The sequence below is a fragment of the Actinacidiphila glaucinigra genome (assembly GCF_900188405.1).
Taxonomy (GTDB): domain Bacteria; phylum Actinomycetota; class Actinomycetes; order Streptomycetales; family Streptomycetaceae; genus Actinacidiphila; species Actinacidiphila glaucinigra.
Genome location: NZ_FZOF01000059.1, coordinates 1 through 18,785, shown reverse-complemented (window position 1 = coordinate 18,785; position 18,785 = coordinate 1). Strand labels below are relative to the sequence as shown.

Genomic DNA, 18,785 nt, shown 5'->3' with positions numbered 1-18,785 from the left:
AGCGCCGATGGTACTGCAGGGGGGACCCTGTGGGAGAGTAGGACGCCGCCGAACAAATATTGAGCCCCGGCTCCCGAGTTTAATCACTCGGGGGCTGGGGCTTTTTTGCGTACGATCGCGGTATGAGCAGCTACACGATACGTGCGTCCCGCCCCGACGAGTGGCGTGCGCAGCGGGCCCTGCGGCTGGAGGCGCTCAAGGATCCCGTCGCCGCCCTTGCCTTCGTCAACACCCATGACACCGAGGCGGCGTTCGACGACGAGGTGTGGCAGCGGCGGGCGGGGACCCAGTCGTTCATCGCGGAGGACGAGGCCGGCGAGCGCGTCGCCAATGTGGCCGTACTCGTCGAGTCGGGCGAGGAGTTCGACGTCCCGCAGACGCATCTGGTCGGTGTGTACGTGCGGCCGGAGTTCCGGGGTGGCGGACTGGCCGCGGAGTTGCTGGGTGCGGCGATCGCGTGGTCGTGGGAACTGCCCGAGCGGGTGCGGCGGGTGCGGTTGTGGGTGCACGAGGACAACCACCGCGCACAGGCCTTCTACAAGCGGCTCGGTTTCGTCAGCACGGGGAGGACGATGGCGTTCCCGCTGGATCCGTCGCAGACCGAGTACGAGATGGAGCTGGAGCGGCCGTAGGGCGTGGCCGCTACGGCAACCGCACGGCGTCCGGGACCTCGTCGAGCAGGGCCGGGGGCTGGGTGCCGAGGACGAGGCGGGCGTCGGCGCGGTGCCAGAGCGGGCCGCGCCAGTGGTCGCGGGCCTGTTCGGGGGATCGCAGCACGGCCAGGGTCGGCAGGCCGCCGGCGGTGCCGGTGGCCAGGAGGTCGGGGAGCTCCGGGATCGGGGCGAGGGCGGCGATGTCGTCCAGCACGAGGGTCATTGGTGGGTCGAGCCGACCGGAGGATGACCGTGCGGCCATGCGCCGGCCGTGCTCGACCACGCTGGAGACGAGTGCGGTGAGCAACGGCATCGCACCCGGGTGGGTTCGCGGGTCCTCGTTCGGCTCGCCCACCACATAGAGCGTGCCCAGATCCTTGAGGAACGACTCCAGCTCGAGGCCGTCGGCGCGTCCCGGATTGCAGGCGTCCCGGATGTGGACGGAGTTGAGTGACTCCAGGGCGCGGTGGACAAGGGCCTGGGCGGCGTCGCGGCGGTGGGTGTGGGCGTGGAGGACGGACTCGAGCTCGCCGCTCCAGCCCGAGGCCGCCTTGGGATGCGTGCGCAGGATGCGGACGGCGTCCTGGCCCGAGCTTCCGCCCGCCCAGCGGTGCACCTGGCGGAACGGCTGGCCGTCGACGGCGGCCGCGTGCAGCCAGCAGCGCAGGAGGGTCTCGGCGGCGTCGAACATCGCGGCGTCGACCGCGGCGCGCGGCCGTACCGGGAACAGCAGGGCGCGGGCGCGCGTGACGGCGGTGGGGACGTCCTCGCAGCCCGAGTGCGGCGCCCAGCGGAGCCGGGCCGGGGTGTCGACCAGGTGGGCCGGGTCGTAGACGTGCACCGGGCCGAGCTTGGCGCGGTTGCCGACGGTCTGGTGGAAGGTGTCCGGATCGGCGGTGGTGACGAGGACGGGGCCCGCCGCGTTGAGGACGGCCGGCTGGACGAGGCGCTTGCCCTTGTCGCTGCGGAGGGCCGCGAAGACCGCGTAGGTGCGGGTGAGTTCATGGTCGGTGGTGACGGAGGGACCCGCGGGACCGGCCGTGGGCGCGGCGGCGGCCGGGCCCGCCGGTACGGGTTCGGGTTCGGGGGCGACGACCGCCGCGGGGGCCTCCACGGGCCGCTGCGGGGCCTGGCGGGGCGGGACCGGGCTCTCGGGCTCAAGGGCCGCCTCCGCGGCCTTCAGGGCGGCCGTTCGGCGTGCCGCGTGGCGCAGCCGGGTGCGGGCGATGACGCCCATCACGAAGACCGTGAGGACGAAGAGCACCATCAACTGCCCGATGAACACGCCCCAGAACAGCCCGGAGCCGGGCAGCCCCTCCGGCGGGGCGGGTCGCCAGGCCCCGGCGATGTCGTGGGGCTCGGCGATGAGGTGGCGCATGGCCACGGGGGTGCGGGTGAAGTGGACCTCGGCGGGCCACGCCCCGTGGGAGACGAGACCGGCCATCCCGGTGCCCGTCCACACCAGGATGGTCATCCCCAGCAGGAAGCCCATGATGCCGAGGATCAGCCCGTCGGGGATCCCGCCCTCGCGCTCCTGCCCGTGGTGCTGCGCTCTCGCCATGGTCAGGTCCCCGTTCAGGCCACCGCGTCGTCGGCCAGTTGCTTGTCGAGGGAGACCCGCGGCTCGTCGTAGCGGTCCGTTCCGTCGTCGTCCGAGGCCTCGGTCATGGCGCGGTCGGTGTAGACCAGCGGCCGCTCGCTCTCGGTGATGAGGTGCTTGACGACCTGCACGTTGCCGTTGACGTCCCAGACGGCGATACCGGGGGTGAGGGTGGGGATGATCTCCACCGCCCACCTCGGCAGGCCCAGCACGCGGCCGGTGGCGCGCGCCTCGTCTGCCTTCTGGGCGTAGATGGTGCGGGTGGAGGCCATCTTGAGGATCGCCGCGGCCTCCTTGGCGGCGGCTCCGTCCACCACGTCGGAGAGGTGGTGGACGACGGCGACGAAGGACAGGCCGAGACGGCGGCCGAACTTCAGCAGGCGCTGGAAGAGCTGGGCGACGAACGGGCTGTTGATGATGTGCCAGGCCTCCTCGACCAGGAAGATGCGTTTCTTCCGGTCGGGGCGGATCCAGGTGTGCTCCAGCCAGACGCCGACGATCGCCATGAGGATCGGCATGGCGATGGAGTTGCGGTCGATGTGGGACAGGTCGAAGACGATCAGCGGGGCGTCGAGGTCGATGCCGGCGGTCGTGGGGCCGTCGAACATGCCGCGCAGGTCGCCGTCGACGAGCCGGTCCAGGACGAGGGCGACGTCCAGGCCCCAGGCGCGGACGTCCTCCAGCTCGACGTTCATCGACTCGGCGGAGTCGGCCATGGGGTGCCGCAGCCGGTCCACGATGTCGGTGAGGATCGGCTGGCGGTCGGTGACCGTCTCGTGGACGTACGCGTGGGCCACCTTGAGCGCGAAGCCGGAGCGCTCGTCCAGGCCGCGGCCCATCGCGACCTCGATGATCGTGCGGAGCAGCGCGAGCTGGCCCGTGGTGGTGATCGCCGGGTCGAGCGGGTTGAGCTTGATGCCCCCGTCGAGGGCCGCCATCGGGTCCAGGCGGATGGGAGTTATTCCGAGTGCCTTGGCGATGAGGTTCCACTCGCCGACGCCGTCCTCGCCCTGGGCGTCCAGGACGACGACCTGGCGGTCGCGGAAGCGCAGCTGCCGCAGGACGTAGGTCTTCTCCAGGGCGGACTTGCCGTTGCCGGACTCGCCCAGGACGAGCCAGTGGGGGGCCGGGAGTTGCTGCCCGTACAGCTGGAACGGGTCGTAGATGTAGCCCTTGCCGGAGTAGACCTCGCGGCCGATGATCACGCCCGAGTCGCCCAGGCCGGGCGCGGCGGTCGGCATGTAGACGGCCTGGGCCTGGCCCGTGGAGGTGCGGACGGGGAGCCGGGTGGTCTCCACCTTGCCGAAGAGGAAGCTGGTGAAGGCGTCGGTGATCGCTGCGAGGGGGTCCAGCATGGGCATGGGTGGAGCGCCTCCTCGGCGTCAGCGGTCGTCGCGCCCGGGGCGCAGGCTCCGGCGTGGCATCGTTGTCCCTGTCGTCCTTCCCATTAGCGCCGTCTTTGGAGACGGAGCGTCAAGTGCGCACAGGCGCATGGTGCTACCTCCCGGCCCCTCAGCGGCGGATGCCGGTCGCGAACGGGAGCGTGTTGACGAACGCCCGGTGGTGCTCCCGGTCGCACCACTCCAGCTTGAGGTACGACTTGCCCGCCGAGGCGCGGATCGTGCGCTTGTCGCGGGCCAGGGCCTCCGGGGAGCGGGAGGAGACCGTGATGTAGCCGACCAGGTTCACGCCCGCCGCGCCGGAGGCGAGGTCCTCGCCGCGCTGGTCGATGCGGGAGTGGTGGGCGATGTCGCGGGGGTCGACGACGCGGTTCATCTTGGCGGCGCGGCTGGCCTCGGCGTCGTCGTTGGTCTTCTCGGTGAGCATGCGCTCGATGGCGACGTCGGTCGGCTCGAGGTCCATGCAGACCGCGACGGTGCGGATCACGTCCGGGGTGTGGACCAGCAGCGGCGCCATGAAGTTGACACCGACGGGGGTCAGCGGCCACTCCTTGACCCAGGCCGTGGAGTGGCACCACGGGGCGCGGGTGGCCGACTCGCGGGTCTTGGCCTGGAGGAAGGTCGGCTCGGTGGCGTCCAGTTCCGCAGGCCATGCGTTGCGGCGGGTCATCGCCTGGATGTGGTCGATCGGGTGGTCCGGGTCGTACATGGAGTGGATGAGCGACGACAGCCGCGCCTGGCCGAGCGGCTGGCGGACCCGGATGTCGGCCTCGGTGAGGCGGGCGCAGATGTCGGTGAGCTCGCGGGCCATGACGGCGGCGATGCCGGCGTCCTTGTCGAGGGTCTTGCGGCCGCCGCCCGCGGCGCGGGCGATGGCGTTGCCCTCGGCGGCGAGTTCGCGGCTGTAGTGCATGCACGCGACGAGGTAGGCGCGGTGCTGCTCGGACGAGGTCGACACCATCGACTGCAGCTGGTCGTAGGAGTCCTTGAGCCACTGCTCGGCGCGGTCGTCGCCGCGCTGGGTGACGTCCTTGGCGTGGGCGTCTGGATCGGCGGGCAGGGTGCGGGCGAGCATCTGCAGCCGGGTGACGAATCCGTCCCCGTTGGCGACGTGCTTGAGCAGGGTGCCGAAGCGCTCGACGAGGGCCTCCTGGTCCTCGCTGTCGCGCAGGCCGACGCCGGGGCCCTCGATCTCGATGGCGGCGGTCACGGTGCGCCGGTCGACGTGCAGCAGTACGGCGATCTCGTCCGGGCCGAAGGGCGCCGACAGCCAGGTGATGCGGCCGATGCCGGGCGGCGACCCGATCTCCACCTCGCGGCCCTCGAGCCGGGTGCCGGCCTCCGCGGCGGCGGAGCGGTACGTCGCGGCGGAGCGCAGCGTACGGCGGTAGCTGCGGTTGATCTCGAACCAGCGGTAGAAGGTGCGGCGCCGGTAGGGCATGTAGACGGCGGCGAAGGCGAGCAGCGGCCAGCCCGTCAGGCCGAGGATGCGCAGCGGCAGTACGGGGATCAGCAGGCCGCACATCATGCCGAGGAACGCGCCGACGATGATCAGGGTGATCTCGCCGGTCTCGCGGTTCTTGCCGACGATGGCGTTGGGACGCGCCTTGCCGATCAGGTACGTACGGCGTTGCTGCGGTGGGGCGTAGGGCTGGGACGTCACCGGCTTTCGCCTCCTGCTGTCTTGCTGGGCCCGCCGCCGTTGCCGCGGTCGGGGTTCGTGCGCGGCGCGGGGGCCGGTGCCGGGGCGGTGCCGTTGCGGCTGCTGTGCGCGGCGATGCCGCTGGGTACGGCGTTCGCGGGCTGGGCGCCGCCGCCCGTGGCCTGCTCCTGGGGACCGCCGCGGGTGCTGTGCGTCTTGATGCCCTGCTTCACGAGTGCGGCCGGGGAGGAGATGACGGCGGCGGCCTGGGACTCGGCGCTCGCCTTGCGGTTGTTGCGGAGGCTGGCCACGTCGTCGCCGAAGCCGGGGACGAAGCGGTAGATCATCGCGCTGGCGAAGATGGCCAGCAGGATGATGGCCAGACCCGACACGACGGCGCCGAACGCGGTGGGCCCGTCGGAGCCGCTGAGCGCGCCCGCGAGGCCCAGCACGACCACGATCACCGGCTTGACCAGGATCACCGCGATCATGATCCCGGCCCAACGGCGCACGTGGTGCCACATGTTCTTGTCGACCAGGCCCGAGTACACGGCGGTGCCGAGCAGGGCGCCGACGTACAGCAGCGCGGCGCGGATGACCAGTTCGAGCCACAGGACGCCGGCGGCGAGCACGGACACCAGGGAGACCACGATCAGCATGATCGGGCCGCCGCCGATGTCGGAGTCCTTGGTCAACGCGTCCTGGAACGAGCCGAAGAAGGTGTCCGTACTGGCGGACGTGCCGGAGGCGATGACCTCCGTGATGCCGTCGGTCGCCGACACGACGGTGTAGAGGATCAGCGGCGTGAAGGCGGAGGCGATCACGGTGAGCCAGAGGAAGCCGACCGCCTCGGTGAGGGCCTCCGTGAGCGGCACCCCGCGCACGGCGCGCTTGGCGACGGCCAGCAGCCACAGCAGGAGCGTGAGGAAGGTGGAGGCGGCGAAGACGACGGCGTACTGGGTGAGGAACGCCTTGTTGGTGAAGTCCACGGCGGCGGTCTTGTTGACCGCGTCGGAGAGGCCGTCGATGACCCAGGCGGCGGCGTCGGCGCAGCCGCGTGCGAGCGAGTCCAGGGGGTCGAGCGAGTCCGCGACGGACGGGGTGTGGCCGGATCCGTTGCCGCTTTCGCAGTAGTCGCGTGCGGGGCCGACGATGAGTTCGCACTCGTCCCTGCCGCCCGATGGGGAGGGGGTCGGGGACGGCGCCGCGAAGGCCCGCGCCGACAGGAGCACCGCCGCCGTCTGCAGGGTGACCAGGGCGGCGCCGATCGCGGTGGCACGGCGCTGGCTACCGGGCATAAGTGAACCCCCCGTACTGCTTCACGGCGTTGGCGATCTCGTCGGCGGTCGATGCGGTGCGGTCGCTGTTGACCGGCGCGGGGCCGTCCTTCTGGGAGAAGCTTTCGACCTTCCAGTCATTGTCCGCCCAGCGCAGCTTGAGCGTCATCGTGAACCAGTCGTTCACGACCGGGTTCGTGGAGCCCTCGCCCGCGGTTCCGAACACTCCCGTGCACCAGACCTCCACCGTCGCGGCGTCGCCGCGGAATTCGGTGGTCGTGGTCCCGACGGGGACGGTCCGGGAGACGTAGACCATGTCCTCGGCCGCGTTGCCGTTCTCGTCGAGGCCGAGCTTCGCGAGGAAGTCCGTCGAGTAGGCGTTGTCGAGCTTGGCCTGCAGTTCGTTCACCGTGCCGTCGGTGAAGAGCCGCTGCACGATCTGGTGCCGCCGGTCCGGGTTGAGGATGTCGGCCGACACCAGGGCCACCGCGTAGTTGGCCCCCGCGGATTCCGCGCCCTGGTCGGTGCGGGCGTACCCCGTGGGGATGCCCGCGTTCTTGCCGTCCACCGGCTTCGTGCCGGTGGGGGATGTGGGCTGGGAGCGGGCGCCGTTGGAGGTGCCGCCCTGGGTGCCGCCGCCGGGGGAGTCGGAGGGGGAGCCGCCGCCGCGGTTGGCGAAGGCGATGGCGGCGATGAGGAGCACGACGACGCCGACGACCGTGACGAGGCTGCGGCTGGAGCGCTGCGGGCGGCGGGCCGGCCCGCCCGTGCCGGGCGGGGGCTCGGGGAGACGGGTACGGGTCGGGGGGCCGTCCTGGCCGAGGCTCATCGGGGGCTCGCCCCCTCGGGGGTCATCGGGTGAGTGGGCATCAGCAGACAGCCTCGGGTGGGGTGCGGGGCCGGGACGGGCCCCTTGGGGACAGTGCGCGGGGGATGGTGCGGAGTCCGACGCGTGGTCGCTAGACCGCCATCCCGTAGACGATGGTGAAGAGCGTGCCGAGGGAGCCGATGATGAACACGCCGGTCAGGCCGGCGATGATCAGTCCCTTGCCCTGCTCCGCACTGAAGGTGTCGCGGAGCGCCGTCGCTCCGATGCGCTGTTTCGCCGCGCCCCAGATCGCGATGGCCAGGCAGAGCAGGATCGCCACTGCCATGACCACCTCGATCATGACGCGCGCTTCGTTCCCCAGGGAACCGAAAGGCCCCCAGTCCGGGGCGATACCACCGATGATGGTGTTGATGTCGCCCTTCTCGGCTGCCAGGAACATGAGAACTCACCACCACGCTAGATCAGTTGACGTCCTCGCCGGGGCGCAAGGAGCCAAGGTCTATCTTGGCGGAGGATGCCGCCGTCGTATGTCGACTCGGCGACTTTCTCAGCCGATTCCCCAATGTGATCCGGGCCGCAACCGTCAGACTGGACACACTGGCGTGCGATCCGGTGTTCGATGAGACTTTGTTGACTACTCTGTGTATCACGGTGGTGAGCGGAGGGCAACGATTGGCGGCGCTGCGGGTGGGGATGCTCCCCAGGGCCTGGCGCACCGTCACCTTCCGCGCCGGGCAGGGTGATGTGACGAAGGGGTGGGGCGGGTGACGGCGGCTTCGCGGACCGCGCGGAAGGCCTGGCTGGTGTCGGGGGTCGTGGGCGGCCTCTTCATGTCGTTCGTCATGCTGCTCGTCGTCGGGACGTACCTGGTGGCGGCGAAGCTGACGGGCGGGGGCGGGGCGGTGACGCTCGCCAGGGGGGCGGTGCCGGCGGCGTACCAGGACCTGGTGCAGAAGTGGGGGAACCTCTGCGACGCCATCAACCCGGCGCTGCTGGCGGCCCAGCTCTACCAGGAGAGCGGCTGGAACCCGAGGGCGCAGAGCGCCGCGCAGGCGCAGGGGATAGCGCAGTTCATCCCCGGCACCTGGGCGACGCACGGCGTGGACGGCGACGGTGACGGCGACCGCGACGTCTGGGACCCGGCGGACGCCATCCCCTCGGCGGCCACGTACGACTGCCAGCTGGCCGGCTACGTCAAGGACGTCCCCGGGAACCCGACGGAGAACATGCTCGCCGCCTACAACGCGGGCGCGTACCGGGTCATCCGGTCCGGCGGGGTGCCGAGGATCCGCGAGACGCAGAACTACGTCCGGATCATCACGACGCTGCAGAAGAGCTTCGCGGCGCCCGTGGGCCCGGTCGGGCCGTCGCGGCAGGCGGCGGGCGCGATCTACTACGCCCAGCAGAAGCTGGGGACGAAGTACCTGTGGGGCGGTAACGGCACGCCGGAGCAGGGCGGCCGGTTCGACTGCTCGGGCCTGACGAAGGCGGCGTACCACTCGGTGGGGATCGAGCTGCCGCGCGTGGCCAACGACCAGTGGAACGCCGGACCGCACCCGAAGCGGGAGGAGCTCCTCCCGGGCGACCTGGTCTTCTTCGCGTACGACCTGACCGACCCGCGGTCCATCCACCACGTGGGGATCTACGTGGGCGGCGGCTACATGATCAACGCCCCCTACACGGGCGCGGTGATCCGCTTCGACAAGATCGACACCCCGGACTACATCGGGGCGACGCGTGTGACGGCGGCGGGCGCCGCGGCGGTGTGACCGTCGCGCCCGCCGCGGCGTCCCTGTGTCTGAACATCACGCTCCGGCATGCGGGAACGTGTCTCCCTTCGATAACACCTTGGTGATCATCCGGTGGAGACCGGAACGCGACGTACCGTGCCGCCCGTTGGACGGGGGAGAATCGACCCCCACACGGACGTGCACGGGGGTGCGGCGGAAGACAGTTAGGGGACACCGGTGGCAGAGCTCTCGCTTGACGGCTCGAACCCCGACGTCAGCCTGCTCCGCGACATCAACGGGCTCGCCAAGGACGCCCCGCGCTGGCTGGACCGCGTGATGGAGGCCGTCGGCGAGTACGGCCTGATCCTGCTCATGGTGCTGATCGCCGGCTGGTGCTGGTGGCGCGTGGCGCGCCGCAGCGGTGCCGAGGCGCCGACGGCCGTGGCGGGCGTGATCTGGTCCGGGCTGGCGGCGGCGATCGCGCTGGTGCTCAACGTCCCGCTGCGGAACTTCGTGGACCGGCCGCGGCCCTTCCTGGAACACAAGGGCATCCACGTCCTCGTGGAGGGGAAGACCGACTTCTCCTTCGTCAGCGACCACGCCACCTTGACGATGGCCGTCGCGATGGGCCTTTTCATGGTCAGCCGCAAGTGGGGCCTGGCCGCCGTCGCCGTCGCTCTCGCCGAGGGCTTCTGCCGCGTCTACATGGGCGTGCACTACCCGACCGACGTGCTGGGCGGCTTCGCCCTCGGCACGGCCGTCGCGCTGCTGCTCGCGCCGGCGGCGCTGGCGCTGCTCACCCCGCTGACGAAGGCCGTGGCCGACTCCCGCCTGGGCGTGCTCGTGCAGGCGGCGCCGGGCCGGCCGGAGGCCCGCCGGGGCGAGCCGTACCCGGAGCCGTCGGCGGTCGACAAGGACCTGGCCGCCTGACGGCCGCCGTGGCGGCGCTCCCCCGGCGTCAGTTGGGGGAGCGCCTGTGACGACACGTCCTAGAGCGCCTGCTGGAAGCCGAACAGCCGGGTGGGGTCGTAGCGGGCCTTCAGACGGGTCAGCTTGTCGGCGGCCGAGCCGTAGTAGGCGGTGCGCCAGTCGGTCAGCGTGGCGTCGGTGTAGTTCTGGTACGCGGCGCCGGAGGCGTGACGGCGCATGGCCGTGTGGAGCCCGGCGAGCCAGTTCGTGGTGCCGGGTGCCTCTATGTACTGGGCCAGGAAGCGCGAGCGCCGGTGCACGAAGGCGGTGGCCGTGGGCGAGACGCGGTTGACGGCGCCGCCGAGCGCGGTGAGCGAGACGCTGCCGGAGCCGGAGCGGAGCCCCTCCACCTGCGACAGGAGGGTCTGGATGCCGGCGGCGGACAGCGAGCGGTCGTAGAAGTCGGAGCGTGCCGCGTAGGTCTCCCGGCCGAGCCGGCCGGAGGGGCTGCGGCCCGGGGTGCTGCCGGGCAGGTGGCACTGGGCGGTGCTCAGGTTCGAGCAGCCCGCGTAGGCGAGGGCCGCGTCGAGGTACGAGCGCGGGTGCAGGGAGACGGTGGTCGCGGAGGCCCCGATGCGGTCGGCGAGCCGGTCGACGGCGTTCGCGAGCCCGTCGCGCGAGGTGATGCCCACGGTGGCGATGCTGATCTGCGGGGACCCGGTGCCCGACTTGTCCAGGTGCAGGGCGGACCAGATCTCGTCGGGCTGGGTGGGCCCCCACTCCTGCCAGGCACGCAGGACCGCGGCGGCCTTGCTCCAGGGCCAGCTCAGGTAGCCGGTGACGACCTGCGGGGAGGCCTGTGTGTCGAACGTCAGCCGCGTCACCACGCCGAACTGCCCGCCGCCCGCGCCGCGCAGCGCCCAGAACAGCTCCGGGTTCTCGTCGGCGCTGCAGCGCAGTACGCGGCCGGCCGCCGTGACGATCTCGGCGCCGGTGAGGCTGTCGCAGGTCAGCCCGTACGCGCGGCTCAGCACCCCGTGACCGCCGCCGAGGGTGAGCCCGGATATGCCGACCGTCGGGCACGAGCCGGCCGGCAGGGTGCGCCCGCTCGCGCCGAGCCGGCTGTAGACGTCGATGAGCTTCGCCCCGCCCCCGATCGTCGCCGTGCCGCCGGAGAGACCCACGGAGGCCATGGAGGAGACGTCGAGGACGAGCCGGCCCTTGCCGCCGGAGTAGCCGGCGTAGGAGTGCCCGCCGTTGCGGACCGAGACGGGCACGCCGGTGCGGCGGGCGAAGTCCAGGCACTCGCCGATGTCCTCGGTGCCGGAGACGTACGCCACGGCGGCGGGGCGCTGTCCGTCGAAGCGGGTGTTGTACAGCAGGCGGGCGGTGGCGTAGTCCGCGTCGTCGGGCAGGACGAGGCGGCCGTCCAGGGTGCGGCCGAGGGCCTTCCAGTCGGGGCGGACGGTCGGCGAGGCGCTGGGGGAGGCCGTCCCGCCGGGGGTCGTGGCGGCGCCGGGAGTGCCGGGCGCGGGGCTGCCGGCGTGCGAGGAGCGGCCGCTCTCCGGGGTGCAGGCCGCGGTCAGCCAGCCCGTCACGGCGATGCCTGCGCCGCCGCGGATCAAAGTTCGTCGGTTCAAGGTGGGGCCTCCCGCTCCGCTTCCCCCGTGTGGTCGTCCGTGAGGACGGTGGGGAACAGGTGACCGGTTGCGGGAAGGGAGTGTGACGTGCGCCGGGTCGGCGTCAGCCCCGCTCGTGCTCGGAGGCGTCACGGCGGGCGCGGTCGCGGGCGCGGCGGGCGGGGCCCCGCCAGCCGCAGACGCAGGTCGCGTGGGAGAAGGCGCCCTTGTCGGAGGTGGTCGCCCGGTGGACGGGCGGGGCCGGATCGCTGGGAGGCACGGAACAAAGCTACCGGCCGTGACGCGGTGCCCTGCACCTCGTTATGCCCCACGACGTCCGAGGCGCGGCATGGTGCGGGGGGTTGGCGGAGATGGGGCAGCTCGGCCGGGCGACTGCGGCAGCCGTGGGTCTCGGGTTGTGCGTACTGGCGGTGGCGGGGTGCTCGACAGGGGGCGAGGCCGCCGAGGTGGACAACCGCCCGGTCGGCGCCGGGGAGACCCTGCGGCGGGCGGTGGACTCGCTGGTCGCCGAGGGCAGCTCGAAGGTCGCCACGTCGATGGAGATGGCCAGCGGCGGCACGAAGATCGCCATCAGGGGCAGCGGATCCTTCGACTACGCCGAGCGGCGCGGCAGGCTGCAGGTCGTCCTGCCGCCGGACGCGGCCGGGGACGCGGAGCACGATCCGGTCACCGAGCTGCTGACACCCGGCGCCCTCTACATGAAGAACCGCGGCGAGGGCGTGCCCGCAGACAAGTGGGTGCGGGTCGACACGACCCGGCTGCCGGACGGCAACCTCGTCACGGGCGGCGCCACCGATCCCCTGGTGGCCGCGGAGCTGCTGCGGGCGGCGCGGGAGGTGCGGCAGACCGGGGCGGAGACCCTGGACGGGGTGCGGGTGCGCCACTTCCAGGGGGTCACGGACATCGCGGACGCCGCACGCGTCGCCTCCCCGCTGGTACGGGCGGAGCTCGCGGCCGCGGCGGACGGCTTCACCGTGACCCGGGTGCCGTTCGACGCCTGGCTCGACGAGGAGGGCCGGCTGCGCAAGGTGCGGCAGCGCTTCACCTTCAGCAACGGCGGCGGCGCCGGCGTACGGAGCGCGCCGACGCAGGTCACGGTGGTATCGACGACCGGCATGTATGGTTTCGGGGCGCCGGTGCGGGTCACCCTGCCCCGCGCGACCGACATCTACACGGGGAAGATCGTTTCTGCGACCGGCCCCTGAGGGCTTGCCGAAATGGTCCGTCCGTGTCATGCACGGACCGTGCACCAGTCCCTACGCTGGGCGGGGAGGAGGTGGTGCACGTGGCGGTGTGGCTCCTGGACCAGGACGACCAGGTCCACGTGGCCCTCGCGGAGATCGAGCTGTGCTGCGAGCTGATGATCGCGGCGTCGGCGACGACCGAGGAACGGCTGAGTTCCGAGCGCATCGACGAGGTGCTCAACGTGGGCCCCCGCGTGCCCGCGCAGGGGACCCGGCGGCCGGCAGGGGCCGGCCGCTAACTCCGGAGCAGCCGGGCTATGGCGGCGGTGGCCTCGGCCACCTTGTCGTCGGCCTCGGGTCCGCCCTTCGCCGCGGCGTCCGCGACGCAGTGCCGCAGGTGCTCCTCCAGCAACTGCAGAGCGAAGGACTGCAGAGCCTTCGTGCCGGCCGACACCTGGGTGAGGATGTCGATGCAGTACACGTCCTGTTCGACCATGCGCTGCAGACCGCGGATCTGCCCCTCGATGCGGCGCAGCCGCTTGAGGTGCTGGTCCTTCTGCTTGGCGTAGCCGTGCTGGTGCGCCTCGTGCCCGTGGGTGTCCCCGGCGGTGTCGGCGTGCCCGGCGTCGTCCGTGGGCGACTGAGTCTGCTCCTCGGCGCCGCCGGTCTCGGTGACCGTCATGATGTCCCTCCTGCCCCCCGATACCCCGGCCGGGTATATCGTACCGAATTCGCCCCAATGTGCGAGGGTGCGCGGAGAACCCCTGCTGGGGCGCACCCGCGGCGATGAGCGACACTGTAGGTCGCCGGTTAGCTGTTGCCGGATGATGCGCCTAGCATCAATGCGACCGAAACCGATGTATTCCGAGGACTTCACGTGCGCTTTCGTCTGACCCCCAGGGAGACGAGCTTCTACGACATGTTCGCCGCATCCGCGGACAACATCGTCACAGGGTCGAAGCTCCTCATGGAACTGCTCGGGGCCGATTCGGCCACCCGCTCGGAGATCGCCGAAAGGATGCGTGCCGCGGAGCACGCGGGGGACGACGCTACGCACGCGATCTTCCACCAGCTGAACTCCTCCTTCATCACGCCCTTCGACCGCGAGGACATCTACTCGCTGGCCTCGTCCCTCGACGACATCATGGACTTCATGGAGGAGGCCGTCGACCTGGTCGTGCTGTACCAGATCGAGGAACTGCCCCGCGGGGTCGAACAGCAGATCGAGGTGCTGGCCCGGGCGGCCGAGCTGACCGCCGAGGCGATGCCGCACCTGCGCACCATGGACAACCTCACCGAGTACTGGATCGAGGTCAACCGGCTGGAGAACCAGGCGGACCAGATCCACCGCAAGCTGCTGGCCCACCTCTTCAACGGCAAGTACGACGCGATCGAGGTGCTCAAGCTGAAGCAGATCGTGGACGTCCTGGAGGAGGCGGCGGACGCCTTCGAGCACGTGGCCAACACCGTGGAGACCATCGCGGTCAAGGAGTCCTGACCCCGGTGGAGACCTTCTCTCTGGTCGTGACCATCGGCGTCGCGCTCTTCTTCACGTACACCAACGGCTTCCACGACTCCGCGAACGCCATCGCCACCTCCGTGTCCACCCGGGCGCTGACCCCGCGGGTCGCGCTGGCGATGGCCGCGGTGATGAACCTCGCCGGCGCCTTCCTCGGCACCGGGATCGCGCACACGGTCAGCGAGGGCCTGATCGAGACGCCGCACGGGCAGACCGGCATGGCGATCCTTTTCGCGGGGCTGGTCGGGGCGATCGTCTGGAACCTCATCACCTGGTACTACGGCCTGCCCTCCTCCAGCAGCCACGCGCTGTTCGGCGGTCTGGTGGGGGCGGCGATGGCCGGCGGAACCGGGGTCATCTGGTCCGGGGTGGTGGAGAAGATCATCCTGCCGATGTTCCTGTCGCCGATCGTCGGCCTGGTCGTCGGCTACCTGGTGATGCTGGCCATCCTGTGGATCTTCCGCAAGGCCAACCCGCACAAGGCCAAGCGCGGCTTCCGTATCGCGCAGACCGTCTCGGCGGCGGGCATGGCGCTCGGCCACGGCCTGCAGGACGCGCAGAAGACGATGGGCGTCGTGGTGCTCGCGCTGACCATCGCCGACGTGCAGGAGGAGGGCGACGGCATCCCGCTGTGGGTGAAGTTCGCCTGCGCCGCGATGCTCTCGCTCGGCACGTACGCGGGCGGCTGGCGCATCATGCGCACCCTCGGCCGCAAGATCATCGAGCTGGACCCGCCGCAGGGCTTCGCCGCGGAGACCACGGCGGCGTCGATCCTCTACACGACCGCCTACATCTTCAAGGCGCCCATCTCCACGACCCACATCATCACCTCGGCGATCATGGGCGTGGGTGCGACGAAGCGGGTCAACGCGGTCCGCTGGGGAGTCGCCAAGAACATCGTGACCGGCTGGTTCATCACGATGCCGGCCGCGGCGCTGGTGGCGGCGCTGGTCTATGCCGTGGTGCACGTGGCCTTCGGCTGAGCCGTTCACGGCCCGGCGGGCGCGGGCACGGCGGGAGCGACACGAGGAGGAGGCGGCGGCCGGACACCGGCCGCCGCCTCCGGCCTTTCCCCGGCCGGGACGCAAATGGGCCCGCCCCCCGGAACGGGGGGCGGGCCTTCGCCTTGCGGTGGCACCGCCATGCAGCACCGCAGGACGGCTGGGGGGGGGCGGGACCTGTCAGCCGAAGCGGCCGGAGATGTAGTCCTCGGTCGCCTGGACGGACGGGTTGGAGAAGATCCGCTCCGTGTCGTCGATCTCGATGAGCTTGCCGGGCTGGCCGACCGCCGAGAGGTTGAAGAAGGCGGTGCGGTCCGAGACGCGCGCGGCCTGCTGCATGTTGTGGGTCACGATGACGATGGTGAAGCGCTCCTTGAGCTCACCGATTAGGTCCTCGATGGCGAGGGTGGAGATCGGGTCGAGCGCGGAGCAGGGCTCGTCCATCAGCAGGACCTGGGGCTCGACCGCGATGGCGCGGGCGATGCACAGACGCTGCTGCTGACCGCCGGACAGGCCCGAACCGGGCTTGTTGAGGCGGTCCTTGACCTCGTTCCAGAGGTTGGCGCCGCGCAGCGACTTCTCGACGATCGTGTCGAGGTCGCTCTTCTTCTTGACGCCGTTGAGCTTCAGGCCGGCCGCGACGTTGTCGTAGACCGACATCGTCGGGAACGGGTTGGGGCGCTGGAAGACCATGCCGACCGTGCGGCGCACGGAGACCGGGTCCACGCCGGGGCCGTAGAGGTTCTCGTCGTCCAGGAGCACCTTGCCCTCGACGCGGCCGCCGGGGGTGACCTCGTGCATGCGGTTGAGGGTGCGCAGGAAGGTGGACTTGCCGCAGCCGGACGGGCCGATGAAGGCCGTCACCGTGCGCGGCTCGATGTTCATCGAGATGTCGTCGATCGCCCTGAAGCCGCCGTAGTACGCGGAGAGTCCGCTGACGTCGATTCGCTTGGCCATGGTGGTGATGCTCGCAATCCTTGGGTCGCTGATGTTGGCCGCGTCAGCGACCGGTCTTCGGGGCCTTCCAGCGCGCGATGCCGCGCGCCATCAGGTTGAGGATCATGACGAAGGCGATCAGCACGAGTGCCGCCGCCCACGCCCGGTCATAGCTCGCGTCGTTGCCGTTCTGGTACTGCTGGAAGATGTAGAACGGCAGCGAGGCCTGAGGGCCGTTGAACGGGTCGTTGTTGATCAGGTTGTTGCCGAAGACCAACAGCGCGATGGGGGCGCTCTCGCCGGCGATGCGGGCGACCGCGAGCATGACGCCCGTGGTGATGCCGCCGATCGCGGTCGGGATGACCACCTTCACGATGGTGCGCCACTTGGGCACACCGAGCGCCAGCGAGGCCTCGCGCAGCTCGTTCGGGACGAGCTTGAGCATCTCCTCGGTGGAGCGGACGACGACCGGCATCATCAGGATGGCCAGGGCCATGGCGCCGGCGAAGCCCGAGGGGCCGAAGCCCAGCAGCAGGTTCCAGGTCGACAGGATGAACAGACCGGCGACGATCGACGGGATGCCCGTCATGACGTCGACGAAGAAGGTCACCGCCAGGGCGAGCCGGCCCTTGCCGTACTCGACCAGGTAGACGGCGGTCAGCATGCCGATCGGGGCCGCGATGGCGGTGGCGATGCCGACCTGCTCCAGGGTGCCGATGATGGCGTGGTAGACACCGCCGCCCTCGCCGATGGTCAGCACGCCGTTCATGGAGTGCGACAGGAAGGCGCCGTCGAGGATCTTGACGCCCTTGCTGACCGTGGTCTGGATCAGGGAGTACAGCGGGAGCGCGGCGAGGATGAAGGACGCCCAGACGACGCTGGTGGCGACCCGGTCCTTGGCCTGGCGGCGGCCCTCGACCGCGGTGGCGATCGTGTAGGTACCGAGCACGAACAGCAGGACGGCGATCAGGCCCCACTGGAGCTTGCTGTCCAGGCCGGCACCGATGCCGATGCCGACGGCGAGCGCGATCGCGCCGGCCGCCATGCCCGCGGGGGCCCACTTCGGGAGCCGGCGCTGGGCCAGGGCCCGCTGCGGCACCGCGGGCGCCGAGCGCTTGTCTGCGACTGCGTGGCTCATGCGTTGGCCCCCGAGTATTCCTTGCGCTTGGCGATGATCGCGCGGGCGGCGCCGTTGACGAGCAGGGTGATGACGAAGAGCACCAGACCGGAGGCGATCAGCGCGTCACGGCCGAACTCGTTGGCCTCGCCGAACTTGGCGACGATGTTCTGGGAGAAGGTCCCGCCGACCGGGTCCAGCACGTGCACCGACAGGATGGGCGCGGCGGACAGCACCGTGGCGACGGCCATCGTCTCGCCGAGCGCGCGGCCGAGGCCGAGCATCGAGGCGCTGATGATGCCGGACCGGGCGAAGGGGAGCACCGACATGCGGATGGTCTCCCAGCGGGTCGCGCCGAGGGCCAGGGCGGCCTCCTCGTGCATGCGCGGCACCTGCCGGAAGACCTCACGGCTGACGTTGGTGATGATCGGGAGGATCATGATCGCCAGCAGGATGCCGACGGTGAAGATCGAGCGGGCCGCGCCCTGCGGGTCTTCCTTCTCGAAGACGACGGTCCAGCCGAGGTACTCGTCCAGCCACATGTTGAGGCCGGTCAGGTGCGGGACCAGGAACAGCGCGCCCCACAGGCCGTAGATGATGCTGGGCACGGCGGCGAGCAGGTCGACGATGTACGAGAGCGGGGAGGCGAGGCGGCGCGGCGCGTAGTGCGAGATGAACAGCGCGATGCCGACCGCGATCGGGACCGCGATGGCCATCGCGATGATCGAGCTGACGATCGTGCCGTAGGCCAGCACCGCGATGCCGAAGACCGGCGGGTTGGCGTTGGCGTTCCACTCGAAGGTGGTCAGGAAGTTGCCGTGGTCCTTGGAGATCGCGTTGATCGCGCGGATCGTCAGGAAGATCGCGATCGACGCCATGACGACCAGCAGCAGGATGCCGGAACCACGGGAGAGGCCCGAGAAGATCTTGTCGCCAGGGCGCGTGACGTTCGCCCCCGCGTGCTTCGCGGCCGTTGGCGGGGTGGGGTTCTGTGTAGTTATAGCCATCGGTTTTTTCTCCGGTCTGGGTGGGGGATCACTCCCCCGGCGGCGGTGCACCGGAAGTGCGACCGGCCCCGCGACGTGTGTCGCGGGGCCGGCCGACTGGGTCAGGACAGGGCGTCCACGGTGGAGCGGACCTTCGTGGCGATCTCGGCCGGGAGCGGCGCGTAGCCGGCCTCGGAGAGGATCGACTGGCCCTCCTCGGAGGCGGTGTAGCCCAGGAAGGACTTGACCAGCGGCAGGGTCTCGGCCTTGTTGCCCTTGTCGCAGGCGATCTCGTAGGTCACCAGGACGATCGGGTAGGCGTTGTCGGCCTTGGTGGTGTACGCGGCGGACATGTCCAGGGA

The 18,785-nt window shown here is 70.9% G+C and carries 19 protein-coding genes and 1 pseudogene; 7 read left to right on the top strand and 13 right to left on the bottom strand.

All coding sequences use genetic code 11. From position 1 onward, the window contains the following. Positions 1 to 122: 122 nt before the first annotated feature. Positions 123 to 632, top strand: coding sequence for a GNAT family N-acetyltransferase (locus tag CHF15_RS43180; protein WP_089229428.1), 510 nt, complete (start codon positions 123 to 125; stop codon positions 630 to 632). Between the two features lie 10 nt (positions 633 to 642). On the opposite strand, the gene CHF15_RS43175 is transcribed toward CHF15_RS43180, so the two are convergent. The 6 genes from CHF15_RS43175 to CHF15_RS43150 all read right to left on the bottom strand — a co-directional run bounded on the left by CHF15_RS43175 (position 643) and on the right by CHF15_RS43150 (position 7,840). Next, the gene (locus tag CHF15_RS43175; RefSeq protein ID WP_089229427.1) at positions 643 to 2,214 is read right to left on the bottom strand and encodes a type IV secretory system conjugative DNA transfer family protein; all 1,572 of its coding nucleotides are present in this window, start codon (positions 2,212 to 2,214) and stop codon (positions 643 to 645) included. Positions 2,215 to 2,228: 14 nt separating this feature from the next. Further along, complete coding sequence (locus CHF15_RS43170) at positions 2,229 to 3,608, bottom strand: ATP-binding protein (RefSeq protein WP_089229431.1); 1,380 nt, start codon at positions 3,606 to 3,608, stop codon at positions 2,229 to 2,231. Positions 3,609 to 3,765: 157 nt separating this feature from the next. Beyond that, entirely contained in the window at positions 3,766 to 5,316 is a 1,551-nt protein-coding gene (locus tag CHF15_RS43165) for an SCO6880 family protein (RefSeq protein WP_089229426.1), read from the bottom strand. Beyond that, the gene (locus tag CHF15_RS43160) at positions 5,313 to 6,593 is read right to left on the bottom strand and encodes a hypothetical protein (protein ID WP_089229425.1); all 1,281 of its coding nucleotides are present in this window, start codon (positions 6,591 to 6,593) and stop codon (positions 5,313 to 5,315) included. Before CHF15_RS43160 ends, CHF15_RS43165 begins: the two co-directional genes overlap by 4 nt. After that, positions 6,583 to 7,401 carry a hypothetical protein gene (locus tag CHF15_RS43155; RefSeq protein ID WP_089229424.1) on the bottom strand — a complete coding sequence of 273 codons (819 nt, stop codon included), beginning with the start codon at positions 7,399 to 7,401 and terminating at the stop codon, positions 6,583 to 6,585. Before CHF15_RS43155 ends, CHF15_RS43160 begins: the two co-directional genes overlap by 11 nt. A 130-nt stretch (positions 7,402 to 7,531) precedes the next feature. Next, positions 7,532 to 7,840 carry a hypothetical protein gene (locus CHF15_RS43150; RefSeq protein ID WP_018559685.1) on the bottom strand — a complete coding sequence of 103 codons (309 nt, stop codon included), beginning with the start codon at positions 7,838 to 7,840 and terminating at the stop codon, positions 7,532 to 7,534. A 391-nt stretch (positions 7,841 to 8,231) separates the two neighbouring features. Between CHF15_RS43150 and CHF15_RS43140 the strand changes: the two genes are divergently transcribed. After that, positions 8,232 to 9,170, top strand: a complete 939-nt coding sequence (locus tag CHF15_RS43140) for a C40 family peptidase (protein WP_089229430.1) — start codon at positions 8,232 to 8,234, stop codon at positions 9,168 to 9,170. A gap of 198 nt (positions 9,171 to 9,368) precedes the next feature. Continuing rightward, positions 9,369 to 10,061 (top strand): phosphatase PAP2 family protein, encoded by a 693-nt coding sequence (locus tag CHF15_RS43135; RefSeq protein WP_089229423.1) that lies wholly within the window; start codon positions 9,369 to 9,371, stop codon positions 10,059 to 10,061. A gap of 59 nt (positions 10,062 to 10,120) precedes the next feature. On the opposite strand, the gene CHF15_RS43130 is transcribed toward CHF15_RS43135, so the two are convergent. Further along, positions 10,121 to 11,680, bottom strand: coding sequence for an FAD-binding oxidoreductase (locus CHF15_RS43130; RefSeq protein WP_089229422.1), 1,560 nt, complete (start codon positions 11,678 to 11,680; stop codon positions 10,121 to 10,123). Between the two features lie 103 nt (positions 11,681 to 11,783). Beyond that, positions 11,784 to 11,939 carry a hypothetical protein gene (locus CHF15_RS45390; RefSeq protein ID WP_179280257.1) on the bottom strand — a complete coding sequence of 52 codons (156 nt, stop codon included), beginning with the start codon at positions 11,937 to 11,939 and terminating at the stop codon, positions 11,784 to 11,786. Positions 11,940 to 12,030: 91 nt separating this feature from the next. Between CHF15_RS45390 and CHF15_RS43125 the strand changes: the two genes are divergently transcribed. Together CHF15_RS43125 and CHF15_RS43120 are read left to right on the top strand one after the other, a co-directional pair. Continuing rightward, on the top strand, positions 12,031 to 12,885 hold the full coding sequence (locus CHF15_RS43125; protein WP_089229421.1) for a hypothetical protein: 855 nt from the start codon (positions 12,031 to 12,033) through the stop codon (positions 12,883 to 12,885). Positions 12,886 to 12,956: 71 nt separating this feature from the next. Then, entirely contained in the window at positions 12,957 to 13,163 is a 207-nt protein-coding gene (locus CHF15_RS43120) for a hypothetical protein (RefSeq protein WP_089229420.1), read from the top strand. Here CHF15_RS43120 and CHF15_RS43115 read toward each other — a convergent pair. After that, positions 13,160 to 13,546 (bottom strand): metal-sensitive transcriptional regulator, encoded by a 387-nt coding sequence (locus CHF15_RS43115; RefSeq protein WP_089229419.1) that lies wholly within the window; start codon positions 13,544 to 13,546, stop codon positions 13,160 to 13,162. The two genes, CHF15_RS43120 and CHF15_RS43115, sit on opposite strands and share 4 nt — an antisense overlap. A 195-nt stretch (positions 13,547 to 13,741) precedes the next feature. Between CHF15_RS43115 and CHF15_RS43110 the strand changes: the two genes are divergently transcribed. Both CHF15_RS43110 and CHF15_RS43105 read left to right on the top strand, forming a co-directional pair. Further along, positions 13,742 to 14,362, top strand: coding sequence for a DUF47 domain-containing protein (locus CHF15_RS43110; protein WP_089229418.1), 621 nt, complete (start codon positions 13,742 to 13,744; stop codon positions 14,360 to 14,362). A 5-nt stretch (positions 14,363 to 14,367) separates the two neighbouring features. Then, positions 14,368 to 15,366, top strand: a complete 999-nt coding sequence (locus CHF15_RS43105) for an inorganic phosphate transporter (RefSeq protein ID WP_089229417.1) — start codon at positions 14,368 to 14,370, stop codon at positions 15,364 to 15,366. 198 nt (positions 15,367 to 15,564) lie between these two features. On the opposite strand, the gene pstB is transcribed toward CHF15_RS43105, so the two are convergent. The 4 genes and pseudogenes from pstB to CHF15_RS43085 all read right to left on the bottom strand — a co-directional run. Then, on the bottom strand, positions 15,565 to 16,341 hold the full coding sequence (gene pstB / locus CHF15_RS43100; RefSeq protein ID WP_089229416.1) for a phosphate ABC transporter ATP-binding protein PstB: 777 nt from the start codon (positions 16,339 to 16,341) through the stop codon (positions 15,565 to 15,567). A gap of 43 nt (positions 16,342 to 16,384) precedes the next feature. Further along, a complete protein-coding gene (gene pstA, locus CHF15_RS43095) occupies positions 16,385 to 17,458 on the bottom strand; it encodes a phosphate ABC transporter permease PstA (protein ID WP_089229415.1) in 1,074 nt (357 codons plus the stop codon). Next, entirely contained in the window at positions 17,455 to 18,444 is a 990-nt protein-coding gene (gene pstC, locus CHF15_RS43090) for a phosphate ABC transporter permease subunit PstC (protein WP_179280256.1), read from the bottom strand. Before pstC ends, pstA begins: the two co-directional genes overlap by 4 nt. Positions 18,445 to 18,545: 101 nt before the next feature. Continuing rightward, a pseudogene (locus CHF15_RS43085) lies at positions 18,546 to 18,785 on the bottom strand (phosphate ABC transporter substrate-binding protein PstS); the annotation flags it as partial.